The sequence below is a fragment of the Microcoleus sp. D3_18_C4 genome (genome assembly GCF_036702355.1).
Taxonomy (GTDB): Bacteria; Cyanobacteriota; Cyanobacteriia; order Cyanobacteriales; family Microcoleaceae; genus Microcoleus.
Map to the genome: position 1 here is coordinate 106,689 of NZ_JAUBTF010000002.1, position 12,988 is coordinate 119,676.

Here is a 12,988-nt window from a genome sequence, read left to right on the forward strand (position 1 = left end):
CTGGGGAACGATGCCCCACGCTAATTAAAAGTTAGAAGCTAAAAATTCTGCCTTCAGCATCTAACCGAATGCCTTCGGGCGAATGCCTGTACAATGGAGCAATAAGATTAAACTCTTTGCATTAGACAGTCTCAGGAGTTCGGCAAATTATGACTCAAGCCATTTCTGAAAAGCGCGGCATTCAAATGACGGACTCTGCTGTCCGTCAAGTTTTAGCCCTGAGAGAAAAACAAGGTAAAGACCTCTGCTTGCGGGTAGGGGTGCGGCAGGGCGGATGCTCTGGAATGTCCTACGTGATGGATTTCGCAGATCCAAGCACTGTGAAATCCGACGATGAAGTGTTCGACTACGACGGTTTTCAGGTAGTTTGCGATCGCAAAAGCATTCTTTATCTCTACGGTTTGGTTCTCGACTTCAGCGATGCTATGATCGGGGGCGGCTTTCAGTTTACTAACCCCAACGCAACTCAAACTTGCGGTTGTGGCAGTTCTTTTTCTACATAAATCGGAAAAGAGGGCATGGGGCAGAAAGTTGTTAACTGCCCCATGCCCTTTTCCATGCAACATCCCAAATCTAAAATCTAAAATCGAATGACCCCTGAAGAATTGTTTAAAGACGGTTTCGATCGCTACCAAGCTGGCGAAGCCCCGGCTAATCTGATCCCCGTGTTTAAAGAAGTGTGCGAAAAAGCTCCCAAGAATGGCAATGCCTGGGCTAGCCTCGCGTGGCTCTACCTGTTGGAAAATAAACCTGCACCGGCTCAAAAGGCAGCGAAAACAGCCGTTAAATTGAACCCTCATGACCCACAAGCTCGCATCAACCTAGCAGTAGCGATCCTCGATCTCAAAGAAAAAGGAGTGCGCCCCCACGTCGAAGTGGCTCAGCAACTTCTCATGGCTTCGGAAGAGTTGCTCGACGAAGTTAAAAAAAATTTTGAAGAAGGATTAAAGAGAAAACCCGACTGGAAGAGTCTCGCCCGTGTTAAACAGTGGCTTCTGGAGCCGTAACCACGCAAACAAGTCGATTTTTGGGCGGGGATCGAAGAAATCGGCTGTGCGGTTTATTACGACATCGTAATAAATCAATAAATAACTTTATGGAAAACTCAGGAAGTCAGTGCTAGTATTTGAAAACTTAGACGATTGCCAAATCCGCTCAGCGGTTTTCAGATTTTATTAGGATAATACTAGGAGTTGTAAAAACATGAGCACTGACAGCCACGTTAACATCAAACCAGCAACCCGCAACCACAAAGGTTTCTTTATTCAGCCAGCTTCTTACAAGTTGATGAGCATCGATAAATCCGGCTGGGCCTTGATTTGCATGGACAAAGCAGTTTGTCACTACGTAGATCCGGATGATTTGCAATTGCCGAATAAATCAGGAATGTCTGAAGGTTAATTCTGAAGTTGTGAGAGACTTTAAGATGCTTTATTTGAGTAGCTGCCCTCCATTGAGGGCAGCATCTTTTTTTTGTCAGAAAAAACTCCGGCCACGAAGTCGTGTACGGGATTTATATCAATTCCGGTTGCACTCCTCCGGAATTGTTGACTGTTGACAGTTGACGGGCGGGTCGAAAAACTGAATGGTTGAGTGTTAACTGTTGACTCGATGTGATTATTCCGATGCAACCGGAAAGGATATTAAGGGATAGAAGAATAGGAGGAAAAATTACCGGTTAGATTTCAAGGCAAAAAGCATCTCCAACTCAGCAGTTGTTGGTTGTGTAGAAGCTGTGGCTACGCTAACTCCTCGGAGAGAATTCAGCAATTCAGCGACGGGCGGTGAAACTAAATTTGGCTGTACTGCAAGCAAATATTGGTTAGCCCAAGACATGGTTTTTTCCATATCTATGTAAAAGTAACCTTGGTTTGCCCGCGGTAAAGAAGTAGCGATCGCCTGAAAACTCGGACTGCTGCTTAACGGCTGGGGCGGCGTCGAAGTAATCACATCAACTAAAGGCCCGCCGAAAGCTACAAACACAGAATTTTCATTCAGCCAACCGTGCCCGAATAAAGTGCCTTGCTGGGGTATTTGCCACTCCGTAACCTCTTTGCCTTGAACTTGTCTGGGGGCGACACTGACTGTAGGATTGCTTTTGGCGATCGCATCGAGTTTTTTCAGAGTTGCTTCGGCAGCAGGGCGATCGCTGGTTTCAAAAATCATCGCCGCCCCCATCCCCAACTGAGACAAAATCCCTTGATTGGAACCGATCGCCCCGATCGCAAATTCCCCATTCATCCAACCAAAAACCTCTCGATCCGCATCCAAATCCAACCGCTTAAAACTATTCCTCACCTGCTGAACTCCCCTGTCAACTTCCGGGCTATCTTGTGCCTCAGCGGTTGCTTGCGACCAAATTTGATCAATTCCCTTGCCACCGACTAACGCAATGGTTTCGACGGGAAATCTGGGCAACAATTTCGATGCAAATTGTGGATTTTGCTGCACGAATTTAGGCTCTAACTGAGCAATAGTTTTTACCCTCAATCCCTCACTATCCGCCCCAATTCCCGCAACCAAAGACTTAACTTGTTTGAACTGCGAAAACACTGTCCAAGGCAACTGGATATCGGCGGGCAAATTAGCTTTCAATTGCTCAATTGCCGCAGGATAGTCAGCAATATAAACAGTTGCGATCGGATTCTTGACACCAGCACTCTCAGAAAAAAACTTAGTTGTACTCTGCTGCGTAGCGAGGGAGGGTTCTCCTTTAAAAGTATCGATCGCCAATTCCACAGGCTTTTTCAAAGGAGCCATCACTAATTGGTCGTTCAGCAAAGCCACACTGTAGCGCTTGCCAGTTGGCTCTGCAATTTCAAAAATTTTAACTCCTTTATACTCGGTTTCTTGAGTAGTTGCACCGGGCTGAGATTTTAATTTATTAGCAAAATTCCAAGCGCTAATTTTATTTTTCACGCTGACTACTACCAGCAGTTTTGGAGGCTCTGTATTCGTCACAGCATCAGGGGGCAGGAAAGCGACCATCACCCCCCCTAACCAAGGCTTTAAGTCCCTGTCAAAGTCGATTTGAGTGCCTGCCAAGCTTTGTTCTTGAAAGCCCTTCAAACCCTGACCGATCAACTTTTGAGCCCCTGGCGTGCCAAATCGCTGCAACTGGGCCAACGCTTGGGGATTGGGGGAGATAAACGCGGCCATCATTGCTTCGTCGGGCACAACTTTGGCGCTGTCTTGAGGGTTGGATACTTGTTGGCTCAAACCCTGGAAGTAAAAGTAGACCGCAGCGCTACCTGCTGCGGCGATGGAGGCAGCAATTAGAAGCTTTGATTTTTTTGCTGGCATGGTTTGTGTTCCTCGCGTCCATATCAGTTTAATCAAAATACAGAAAGCTTGTGGGGAGGCGATCGAGGCTGCTGTTTATTTTTGTATAATTCAAAACAAGTTTGGACGATCGTCTAAACTGCTAGAACTGTGCATTATTGGTAAAAGATGAAAGTAGCGATCGCGGGAGCAACGGGATTTGTAGGTAGCCGGCTGGTGGAGAAGCTGCAAGCTGCGGGACATCAAGTGGTGGTTTTGAGCAGGGATGCGGCGAAGGCTGGCCGAGTTTTTCCCGCTTCAGCTTATCCGAATTTGGAAGTTGTCGCCTACACTCCGGCGGAGTCTGGTGATTGGCAAAAGTCGATCGCGGGCTGCGATGGTGTTGTAAATTTAGCTGGGGTTCCGATTGCTGAGGAAAGGTGGACGGAGGCGCGCCAGCAAGAAATTCTCGACAGTCGCAAACTGACGACGGCAAAATTGGTGGAAGCGATCGTCAATGCTAATCCTAGACCATCTGTGTTGGTTAGCGCATCGGCGATCGGCTATTACGGAACCAGCGAAACCGCTGAATTTGACGAAACGAGCCTCGCGGGAAACGATTTTTTAGCAGCAGTTTGCAAAGACTGGGAAGCAGCAGCCCAACCTGCAAAAAATGCGGGAACGCGGCTAGCAATTTTGCGGCTGGGGATAGTTTTGGGAATGGGAGGCGCGTTGGCAAAAATGCTGCCACCTTTTAAACTATTTGCAGGCGGCCCGATTGGGACAGGAAAACAGTGGTTTTCTTGGGTTCATCGCGAGGATGTGGTTGATTTAATTTTGTACGCTTTGCAAAATCCGCAAGTTGAAGGCGTTTTGAATGCGACAGCACCTAATCCGGTGCGGATGAATGAATTGTGTCAAACTTTAGGGGAAGTTTTGCAGCGGCCTTCTTGGTTGCCGGTGCCAGGTTTTGCTTTAGAAATGCTGTTGGGAGACGGGGCAAAGCTTGTTTTGGAAGGGCAGAAAGTGTTGCCGAAACAAACTTTAGCTAGCGGTTTTCAATATCAATATCCGACGCTGAAATTAGCACTCGAAGAGATTTTATCGGGAAGTTAGAAGTCACATCCTCCTTGTCCAAGAAACCAGGTTTCTGCGATAATTCTGGCATCTTCACGCCCGATTTTGGTAAGAAACCCGGTTTCTGATGCCCACGCAGATAATCCAAGCGGGTTTCTGCGATAATTCTGGCATCCTAATCAAGATTAAGTTAAGAAACCCGGTTTCTGAGCCCTGCGCGATCGTGAGCTTTGAGCAAAGTCGCCGGATCGGGTCCAGCGGGGATAATGCAGCCGGGATTCAGCGGGAACAAATTGCCGTAATAATCGCGCTTCACAGCCTCCAAATCGCAAGTGCCCGCAACTCCCGGTAACTGGTACAAATCGCGCAGATAAGCTCCCAAATGCTCGTAATCTTGAATGCGGCGCACATTGCATTTAAACAAGCTGTAGTAAACGGCATCAAAACGGAATAGAGTAGTAAAAAGCCGCACGTCTGCTAAAGTCACCCGATCGCCACACAGGTAACGACTCCTCAAGAGCGATCGATCGATATCGTCTAAAACAGCAAACAATTCACTGCAAGCCGAGTCATAAGCAGCTTGAGATTGCGCGAAACCGCAGCGATAAACGCCGTTATTCACCGATTGGTAGATCTTCTCATTCCACTCGTCAATTTGTTCTCGCAAATCCAGAGGATAAAGATCCATTTGAGGATTGCTAGCAAACTCGTTAAACTCCGAGTTTAGCATCACAATAATTTCCGAACTCTCGTTATTGACGATCGTCTTTTTCGAGTCATCCCACAGCACCGGCACCGTACACCGCCCCTGATAGCCCGGTAAAGCCAACTGGTAAAGTTCCGGCATCGTGTTGCAGCCAAAAGTCTCCGACTCCATCACCCACATTCCCCCTTCAGAGGGATAGACAATCGACACCGATATCGCATCTTCCAGCCCTTTGAGCGCCCTCGTCACCAGAGTGCGGTGAGCCCAAGGGCATCCCGTACCCACGAAGAGGCGATACCGTCCCGCAGCGGGCTGGTGAGGGTTGTCTGGTGCAGTGCTGACAAAGTTGCGGAAACTGCTGCTGGGGCGAATGTATGCTCCCGTGCGATCGGGCGGCGCTAGTTTGGACATCATTAATTGCCACATTGATGTCCAGACAAATTTGCCTAGCTTGACTGTTACGGATGAAGGAAGTGATTTGTTTTTCACAATGCGATTAAAAGAGGTTTGCTAAACATAATCTGCTTATTTTAACTCACAGCCGAAGGAAGAAGGAAGAAGGAAGAAGGAAGAAGGCAAACTAAGCAATGGTTTCAGCAATTAATAATGCACTCCCGCCTTCCGGGCGGGCTAGGAGCAACGGCCCACAATAAAATTTAATTTTTGTGGAACAGGCATCTTGCCTGTTCTTGAGAATGATGAGCGACGAGTTTTCTAGGATCTGCCAGAGGCTATTTCAGCATAAGCTCGATCGATCAATCGGCGAGCAACCGTCTGAATTCCCGTATGTTCGTAATAATTGGTAGTCATGTCTAAAAACGCGGCCACATAATCCAATTTGTCATCGGTAACATCAACGTATTGCTTGAGATTGCCTAAAACTATGGCGGGAGTTAAGCCGCGAGACTGTACTAAATTGTTCATCCAACCTTGCGCTGAGGCGAAAGTTGTTGTCACAAATCCGAACTTTTGTGAATTATTTGCGCCGGGAATTAGGTTGCTGATATTTTGGAATGTTGAGTTGTGCTGCAAAGTTGAAGGATTCAATCCGCCTAGGGTATTTTGTGCTACTCGAATGAAGTCCGGGCCAAGGGGAATTAAACCGTCAGCGCAAACTAATGCAGCCATCCGCATCAGAGATTCGCCTTTGTAATGGGATAAATAATTACCAAAGCTTCCCACATTGTCAAGGGAAATATTGTTAAGTTTGCAGAAGGCAATTAGCTCGATCGCCACTTTGACGCACAAGTCGATCGTTTGAGTTGTGTCAGCTTTGGGAGTGAGGCGGTTGAGAAAGGAAAGAAAGCCGATGTTTTCGCCGATTTTATTCGCCATAGCCGTTGCACCTAACGCACTGTCGGCGCTGTCTGCTAACTGGTAAAGCCTGACTACGCCTTGATAGGGTTCGTTGGGGTTGGCGTAAAGCTCGATCGCGCGATCGCGAATTTTATCAACTAATTTGCGCTTTGTTTCCCCTGTCACCGCTTGAATAGTATTCTCAAAACCAGTTAGATTATGCCACTCCCCCGGAACCACAAAATCGAGGGATTTGAGCATCATCACAGTGACGCCACCAGACGGCAAATTGTCAACCAATTCCACAATAGATTTGCTCATCACAAACTCCTGAATAGCCCGATTTAAAGTGTTCTTCCAAATACTCCAACTTCGGCAAATCCGATTCCAGATTCCCGATGAATTCCCCAGAAGGAAGTAGGTAAGCACAAATAAATATTATACCACCCGATCCACTTTTGCCCTACTCTGATCTTTTCTCTCTTCTCTAACTCTGCGTTCTCAGCGCCCTCTGCGGTTCATTAAAAAAAGTCTTTTTCACCAAACATTTGCATTTCACTCGCCAGCATAAAGTTAAGTTTCATTATATTAACCGACTCAAAATCGCCTAAGCGTGTTAAAATAAGTGGCGCAAAATAGAAAAACATAAAACATGACGGTTGCAGTTAAGAAAACTCCGGGATTAGCCTCGCGCTTAGTAAATGGCGTCCTTTCCATCAAGCCTTTGGCTAATCTAGCCAAGCACCAAGCGCGGGAAATGATGATAAAAAGAGGAGAAAAAATCGGAGTGCATTGGCGACAAGAATCCCAAGCACTTTTGTCCCGGAATTGGGATGCAGAATTGCTCAGCGTTCAAAATCCCGATCTTGTTTACCCGAAATATTATCTAACATCATTCCACGCTTATGAAAAAGGTAATATGAGTTGGGAAGCTGCTACAGAAGTTGAAGTGGCCGCCCGTACAGTTCACGCCACAATTTGGCCGGAAGCAGGTGCAGAAGGCGATGCTAAACTCCGCGCCAGCTATCACGAAGTCATCAAATCTAAAATTGCTTCTTCACCGCAGGATATTGTTGATTTGGGATGCAGCGTGGGCCTGAGTACCTTTGCCCTTCAGGATATTTACCCGCAAGCGAAGATGACTGGGGTAGAGTTGTCGCCTTATTTTTTAGCAGTTGCTAAATACCGTTCCCAACAGCGAGAATCTGAATCTTTAAATCACAAATCTCCCACTTGGGTGCACGCTGCTGCTGAATCTACTGGTTTGCCTGCGGCTGCTTTTGATTTAGTTTCTATTTGTTTAGTTTGTCACGAATTGCCACAGAAAGCTACGAGAGAAATTTTCCGGGAAGCGAGGCGTTTGCTACGTGTTGGCGGACATTTGACAATTATGGATATGAATCCTCAGTCGGAAGTGTATGCCAAAATGCCTCCTTATATTTTGACTTTGCTCAAGAGTACGGAGCCTTATTTGGATCAGTATTTTGGGTTGGATATTGAGCAAGCTTTGGTAGATTCCGGTTTTGCACAGCCGACAATTACTTGCAATACAGTCCGACACCGCACTGTTGTTGCTGAGGCAATAGAGCGATTTTCAGTATAGTGAAGTACAGATATCGGGTAGGACACGGCAGTGCCGTGTCTAACGCTGTCTTTATTTAATTCGATTGAAAACTGCTATAAATGGTAAAGTTGCATAGATATTATTCAATCCTTGGGGCGGTGGGTGAGTGTAAATAGTCTAATCTGTGGATTTTAAAATTTCTGCGCTCGCACCCCCTACTGATAAATAATGGCGATGCTACCGGATTTGATATTAGACAGCCGTAGAAGCTATTCACAGCGCCATTTGTTAGACATTTTGATAGAACCCTAAAAGAAGGACATGAGCATGAACCCGACCGACCCCTCTCAAAACGTCATCGATTGTTTGCAGGTTATCTTGGATGCGACAGCATCGAAAAATTACCAGCTTTTTACTACAGTCGGTGATGCAGGCTACAAAGCGAGCATTACACAAAAAATGTTTGACGATGTTAGCGAGCAGCTTGCTTCCCGCCTGCAAAAGGGATACTCAATTAATTATTTTGGTGAAATAAAACAAGGTAATTTTCCGATTTATTTGTGGAAGCTGAGTTTTGAAGATGGTGGAGATGAATTTGTGGCACACATGACTATGAATGGAGACAAAGTTGCTGGGATTTTCATCGAATAACCTATCTTGGTGATAGTGATTCCGGTTGCACGAATGAGATGATTGTTGAATGTTGAGTAAAATTATGATTTCCTGACAACTGACTGTTGGGATATTTGAACAATACTGATGCAACCGGAAACAATATGATTAGAAAGCTAGCGAAACCCACTATTTTTAGTGTAGATTGACCTTGACCATAAAATTTATTTTCGGTCTATCGACATAGGGTAGAAACCGGGTTTCTGAGCGTAAGTCACACCAGAACTATGAATGGACAAAACATCTGTTGGTAGAAATGTTTGCACCCATATCTCGAAAGTGGCGAGAGGAATGCTTAACTCAAGGACTTGATGTTTGTAAACGAGCCTTGATTTACTGAATAGAGATAATTTCAGTTTAACTAAAGTTAATGGGGGCATCTCAATTTAGCGGTTGGGCGCTCCTATCTACATTAGTTAAATGTCTTTTGTTTATCTTTTTTATAAATACACAATATTATGAGCAATTGTCATCAAAGCCTGATTACTCATATCTCTTGGGGACGTATTAAAGTAACCACTGACGGCCAAACTTGTCAATTCAAAGATTGTAAAGTATGGCCTGGAGGTTCTAAGGAATGGGATTGGAGACTCACAGGTACTCGTCACCAACCAGGTATTCAACCTGCTGATATCGAAGAAATTTTAGAGCAAGGTATAGAATTTATGGTTTTGACACGTGGTATGGAACTCATGCTACATACCTGTCCCGAAACTGAAGAACTGCTGAATCAAAGAGGTATTGAGTATTATATTGGGCCTACCAAATTGGCTGTAGACCTTTTCAACAATTTAATGCAACAAGGGAAGAAGGTCGGGGAATATTTCACTCAACTTGCTAACGCGGTACCGATGCAGCCAGGAAATTCTATCGAACATTCGCTGAAAATAATCTGCAAGAACTAGGTAACAAAATAGATGAAAGCCCAAAAGCCTCTTTTTATCAAGTTAGCTTCTGGTATCTCAGCATTTCTAGTGGTTGGCTATTTCGGCATCTCCGCTTATGCAGGACATACTCTTTCAAAGCCAAACAGATGCTTTGACCCTCTTAAAGCATCTGTTTTTGCTGTTCCTCCTGAAAATGTAACATTTCGTACACCTGATGGCGTGGAGATTGCTGGTTGGTTTATTCCAGAACAAGCAACAGACAAGGTATTAATTTTAGTGCATGGATTGAATTCCAGTCGGACTTGTGAGCTTGCTGGAAAGTTTGCCGAGTTTGGTTCAGCTATGAATCAAAAAGGCTTTTCGATACTTATGATCGATCTGCGAGGACATGGGCAAAGTGCTGATTCTCGTTTCACCTTTGGAATTACAGAAAGGCGAGATGTTATTGCAGCAGTGGATTGGCTTAAAATCAGGGGCTTTAAGCCAAAAAAGATTGGGGTTTTAGGTTTTTCAATGGGTTCTGCTACTGTAATTGGAGCAGCAGCAGATGACTCTGACATCGGAGCAGTGGTCACTGACAGTGGTTACGCTGAGGTTTATCCAATTATTCAGAAGCATTGGCAGTCAGCTTCAGGATTACCTGGGATATTTCTTCTTTCTACCATGATGTTTGGACATTTGTTGACTGGATATGATCTAACTTCTTCTACGCCAGTGCAGGAGATAGGTCGTATTTCCCCTAGACCAGTTTTGATTATTCATAGTGCGATCGATCCTTATACTCCTATAGAAAACTCCCGTCAACTTAGAGGAGCATATCCTTCAGCCGAATACTGGGAAACCAATGCGAAGAAACATCCAGAAAGCTACAATACCAACCCCAAGATTTACGTTGACAAAGTTGCTGATTTCTACAATCGGAGTCTCAAGTAGGGCTGCATAATCGGGTCGAGAAGGGTATTTAGCTCTTCCCTCCTAAACCACCGGGCGTGCGGGTCTGCACCGGGCGGTTCATAATTGCCACGCCAACAAACCAAAAGGATAATCAATCGCAAATTGTATGACTAGCTTCCCAACCTAACATGACTGTTTTACGCTCTACTCCCCAGCCATACCCACCGAGTTCTCCAGATTCTCGAATGACACGGTGACACGGAATTAGATAGCCGATAGGATTGTTACCGATCGCATTTCCTACAGCTCTAGCAGCAGTTGGGCGTGCTACCATTTGAGCTATAGTCTGATAAGTTGCGATCGCCCCAAATGGCAATTGCAAAAGTGCTCGCCAAACTTGAATCTGAAAGTTAGTGCCTTTTACCAAGAGCGTTAGTGATTTTTGCTCGCTGAGAGTTTCTGAAGTGAAAATCAGGTCACGCAATGATTGAGTGGCTTGCTCATCACGAATGATTTCAGCTTTTTTCCAGGTCAACTGCAGTCTTTGTTCGGCGGTTTGTTCGTCTGTTGTATCCAAGAAATAAAGATTACAAATACCGCGGGCAGTTGTCGCGATTACAGATTTGCCAAAGGGGGTATCATGAATGCCATAGCGAATTTGCAAACCTGCTCCGCCTGCTTTGAACTCCCCTGGTGACATTGCTTCTAAGTTCACAAATAAATCGTGTAATCGTCCGGGACTTGATAGTCTCACGTCCAATGTTAGGTCTAGAAGGCTTTTAGTCTGAGTGATTTTTGACTTGGCATATTCAACTGTCAGATATTGCAAAAACCGCTTGGGACTAATGCCGGCCCATTGAGTAAATAGCCGTTGAAAATGATATTCACTTAGTCCTATGTGTTGGGCCACAGTTGCCAGATTCGGCTGGTTTAGGTGGTGTTGTCGCATAAAGGCGATCGCCCGAGCAATCCGGTGATAATCTTCGCTAGCATAGACACTGGCATTCTGCATCGAAATCATCTAGTCTAAGTCAGGGGAATTTTGATGTTTCCTTACTTTAGCCATATACTAGGCTCAAAGCCACCCGTTTCTTGCGGTGAATGCAGTCAGTCGATTTTAGATTTTAGATTTTAGATTGAAGAGATTGAAGAGATTGAAGAAAGCGACCTCACCGATCAAACCGGGGGCTTGCGATGAGGATTAAAAGCTTTTTTCTCACTCCACGGATGCCTCGGACGATTTGTAACCAAATTGCTTGATTGTCAATAAATTAACCGAACTTTCGCTCTCATCCTCCGCGCAACTGCGTCACCAAGTGAACTAATTCCGGTAAAATTAGCTTTTCCACAGCTAGTTTCACGCCATTGCTAGAGCCCGGAAGAGAAAAGACTAACTTGCCTTGATAGACGCCTGCAACTGCGCGAGAGGCGATCGCCCTCGAACCAATTTCTTGATAGCTCAAAAACCGAAATATTTCCCCAAATCCTGGTAAAATCCTGTCAAGCAAACTCTCCATCACATCATAGGTCGTATCTCGGGGAGCGATGCCCGTGCCGCCGTTAAAAATGATTGCATCTACATCTTCACGCTGGGAAAAAGCCTGCATTTGCAATACAATTTTGGCTGCATCATCTTTAACAACAGTGTAAGCTACCACAGAGTGACCCGCATCTTTTAGCAGCTTCTTAGTTAACAAGCCGCTATTGTCTGTTTCCGCCGAGCGGGTGTCGCTAACAGTAATGATAGCGCAGTTTACGGTTATTTTAGATAAGTCGGGGTGAGGAATTTGCGTCATATAACAGATGTTGAAGGAAGAAGGAAGAAGCAAGAAGGAAGAGGGAAGAGGGAAGAGGGAAAAGCGAAGAAGTCATTAGTTAGTTGTTATTTCTTCGTTGTTAGTTATTCATTATCAAATAACTAACAACCAATAACCAATGCCACATACCCCATGCCCCATACCCCATGCCCTATTCCCCATCAATTATGCCTTGCTAAATCCTAAGCCGTTTGATTCCGAGTAGCGTTCCATAAAACGCATAAATCGATCCCATTCTTCGGGACTTCTCATTAGATAAAGAGCTTCCAAACCAGCAGGCTGACCGTTGATGAACTTAGCCTTAACCTCGCGAGTGAGGAGTTCGCCTTCTTCGTCGATCATGTACATTCCAGTAATGTCTTCGGTACTGGTGCTGCTGAGAGCTTTGGGATTTTCAAAGATAAACGTGGCAGTGCCTTGAGCTCCCGTTTTAGAACGGGTTAGGCGCACTTCGGGCACAGCATCTTCGTCTATACCCCGAGAAAATTGAATTTTAGCCATAATTTGACAGTCGAACCTTAAGGATTGCTTACTTAATTTCTTAATGTTTAATCATAAAACGATTCGGGTACTCGCAAATCAAGACTTGGCCGAGTGGGAGTGGGTGAGAGTGCGTGAGAGTGAGTGAGAGTGGGGGAGAGTGAGGGAATCGGAGACAAGGGGGGGGGAGATGGGATAACTTGGGGTACAAAGAACTCACATCTTGCACCATTCTCGCTTAACAGGGTTTCCGGCCTGTTCCACAAAGAGTAGATTTTCTTGTGGGGTGGGCAGGAGATCCCCCCCTGAAAGGATTATTGAGAATGGTGCAATA

14 protein-coding genes are annotated in these 12,988 nt (G+C 45.4%); 8 read left to right on the forward strand and 6 right to left on the reverse strand.

The genetic code is table 11. The annotated features are described in order from the left end of the window. Nucleotides 1-149 precede the first annotated feature (149 nt). From QUA90_RS01395 to QUA90_RS01405, 3 genes are all read left to right on the forward strand, one after another. On the forward strand, nt 150-503 hold the full coding sequence (locus QUA90_RS01395; protein WP_006632680.1) for a HesB/IscA family protein: 354 nt from the start codon (nt 150-152) through the stop codon (nt 501-503). 87 nt (nt 504-590) lie between these two features. After that, nucleotides 591-1,007: a tetratricopeptide repeat protein gene (locus tag QUA90_RS01400; protein ID WP_333070877.1), complete on the forward strand. Its 417-nt coding sequence runs from the start codon at nt 591-593 to the stop codon at nt 1,005-1,007. Between the two features lie 196 nt (nt 1,008-1,203). Beyond that, nucleotides 1,204-1,401, forward strand: coding sequence for a hypothetical protein (locus QUA90_RS01405; protein WP_006632682.1), 198 nt, complete (start codon nt 1,204-1,206; stop codon nt 1,399-1,401). A gap of 270 nt (nt 1,402-1,671) precedes the next feature. Here QUA90_RS01405 and QUA90_RS01410 read toward each other — a convergent pair whose 3' ends face one another. Beyond that, nucleotides 1,672-3,303: a DUF3352 domain-containing protein gene (locus QUA90_RS01410; RefSeq protein WP_333443497.1), complete on the reverse strand. Its 1,632-nt coding sequence runs from the start codon at nt 3,301-3,303 to the stop codon at nt 1,672-1,674. A 147-nt stretch (nt 3,304-3,450) separates the two neighbouring features. Here QUA90_RS01410 and thyD point away from each other — a divergent pair, with 147 nt between their 5' ends. Then, entirely contained in the window at nt 3,451-4,377 is a 927-nt protein-coding gene (gene thyD, locus QUA90_RS01415; protein ID WP_333386345.1) for a thylakoid membrane protein ThyD, read from the forward strand. Between the two features lie 151 nt (nt 4,378-4,528). Here thyD and QUA90_RS01420 read toward each other — a convergent pair whose 3' ends face one another. Both QUA90_RS01420 and QUA90_RS01425 read right to left on the reverse strand, forming a co-directional pair. Next, the gene (locus QUA90_RS01420; protein WP_333443589.1) at nt 4,529-5,470 is read right to left on the reverse strand and encodes a glutathione S-transferase C-terminal domain-containing protein; all 942 of its coding nucleotides are present in this window, start codon (nt 5,468-5,470) and stop codon (nt 4,529-4,531) included. 288 nt (nt 5,471-5,758) lie between these two features. Beyond that, nucleotides 5,759-6,661: a hypothetical protein gene (locus QUA90_RS01425; protein ID WP_333326006.1), complete on the reverse strand. Its 903-nt coding sequence runs from the start codon at nt 6,659-6,661 to the stop codon at nt 5,759-5,761. Between the two features lie 331 nt (nt 6,662-6,992). On the opposite strand from QUA90_RS01425, the gene QUA90_RS01430 reads away from it, so the two are divergent. The 4 genes from QUA90_RS01430 (at nt 6,993) to QUA90_RS01445 (ending at nt 10,396) form a co-directional block, all read left to right on the forward strand. Next, on the forward strand, nt 6,993-7,943 hold the full coding sequence (locus QUA90_RS01430) for a class I SAM-dependent methyltransferase (RefSeq protein WP_333326004.1): 951 nt from the start codon (nt 6,993-6,995) through the stop codon (nt 7,941-7,943). A gap of 288 nt (nt 7,944-8,231) precedes the next feature. After that, nucleotides 8,232-8,555, forward strand: a complete 324-nt coding sequence (locus QUA90_RS01435) for a hypothetical protein (protein WP_333326002.1) — start codon at nt 8,232-8,234, stop codon at nt 8,553-8,555. A gap of 479 nt (nt 8,556-9,034) precedes the next feature. Next, nucleotides 9,035-9,481 (forward strand): Mth938-like domain-containing protein, encoded by a 447-nt coding sequence (locus QUA90_RS01440; RefSeq protein ID WP_333326000.1) that lies wholly within the window; start codon nt 9,035-9,037, stop codon nt 9,479-9,481. A gap of 12 nt (nt 9,482-9,493) precedes the next feature. Then, nucleotides 9,494-10,396 carry an alpha/beta fold hydrolase gene (locus QUA90_RS01445; RefSeq protein ID WP_333325998.1) on the forward strand — a complete coding sequence of 301 codons (903 nt, stop codon included), beginning with the start codon at nt 9,494-9,496 and terminating at the stop codon, nt 10,394-10,396. Between the two features lie 112 nt (nt 10,397-10,508). Here QUA90_RS01445 and QUA90_RS01450 read toward each other — a convergent pair whose 3' ends face one another. The 3 genes from QUA90_RS01450 to psb28 form a co-directional block, all read right to left on the reverse strand. Beyond that, entirely contained in the window at nt 10,509-11,369 is an 861-nt protein-coding gene (locus QUA90_RS01450; RefSeq protein ID WP_333443500.1) for a methylated-DNA--[protein]-cysteine S-methyltransferase, read from the reverse strand. A 277-nt stretch (nt 11,370-11,646) separates the two neighbouring features. After that, complete coding sequence (locus QUA90_RS01455; RefSeq protein WP_006632696.1) at nt 11,647-12,153, reverse strand: MogA/MoaB family molybdenum cofactor biosynthesis protein; 507 nt, start codon at nt 12,151-12,153, stop codon at nt 11,647-11,649. 186 nt (nt 12,154-12,339) lie between these two features. Further along, the gene (psb28, locus tag QUA90_RS01460) at nt 12,340-12,675 is read right to left on the reverse strand and encodes a photosystem II reaction center protein Psb28 (RefSeq protein WP_333057059.1); all 336 of its coding nucleotides are present in this window, start codon (nt 12,673-12,675) and stop codon (nt 12,340-12,342) included. Nucleotides 12,676-12,988: the final 313 nt, after the last annotated feature.

Bases quoted from the DNA above. Each gene is read 5' to 3' on its own strand.
- QUA90_RS01395 (WP_006632680.1), top strand. From the start codon at position 150: ATGACTCAAGCCATTTCTGAAAAGCGCGGCATTCAAATGACGGACTCT.
- QUA90_RS01400 (WP_333070877.1), top strand. From the start codon at position 591: ATGACCCCTGAAGAATTGTTTAAAGACGGTTTCGATCGCTACCAAGCT.
- QUA90_RS01405 (WP_006632682.1), top strand. From the start codon at position 1,204: ATGAGCACTGACAGCCACGTTAACATCAAACCAGCAACCCGCAACCAC.
- QUA90_RS01410 (WP_333443497.1), bottom strand. From the start codon at position 3,303: ATGCCAGCAAAAAAATCAAAGCTTCTAATTGCTGCCTCCATCGCCGCA.
- thyD (WP_333386345.1), top strand. From the start codon at position 3,451: ATGAAAGTAGCGATCGCGGGAGCAACGGGATTTGTAGGTAGCCGGCTG.
- QUA90_RS01420 (WP_333443589.1), bottom strand. From the start codon at position 5,470: ATGTGGCAATTAATGATGTCCAAACTAGCGCCGCCCGATCGCACGGGA.
- QUA90_RS01425 (WP_333326006.1), bottom strand. From the start codon at position 6,661: ATGAGCAAATCTATTGTGGAATTGGTTGACAATTTGCCGTCTGGTGGC.
- QUA90_RS01430 (WP_333326004.1), top strand. From the start codon at position 6,993: ATGACGGTTGCAGTTAAGAAAACTCCGGGATTAGCCTCGCGCTTAGTA.
- QUA90_RS01435 (WP_333326002.1), top strand. From the start codon at position 8,232: ATGAACCCGACCGACCCCTCTCAAAACGTCATCGATTGTTTGCAGGTT.
- QUA90_RS01440 (WP_333326000.1), top strand. From the start codon at position 9,035: ATGAGCAATTGTCATCAAAGCCTGATTACTCATATCTCTTGGGGACGT.
- QUA90_RS01445 (WP_333325998.1), top strand. From the start codon at position 9,494: ATGAAAGCCCAAAAGCCTCTTTTTATCAAGTTAGCTTCTGGTATCTCA.
- QUA90_RS01450 (WP_333443500.1), bottom strand. From the start codon at position 11,369: ATGCAGAATGCCAGTGTCTATGCTAGCGAAGATTATCACCGGATTGCT.
- QUA90_RS01455 (WP_006632696.1), bottom strand. From the start codon at position 12,153: ATGACGCAAATTCCTCACCCCGACTTATCTAAAATAACCGTAAACTGC.
- psb28 (WP_333057059.1), bottom strand. From the start codon at position 12,675: ATGGCTAAAATTCAATTTTCTCGGGGTATAGACGAAGATGCTGTGCCC.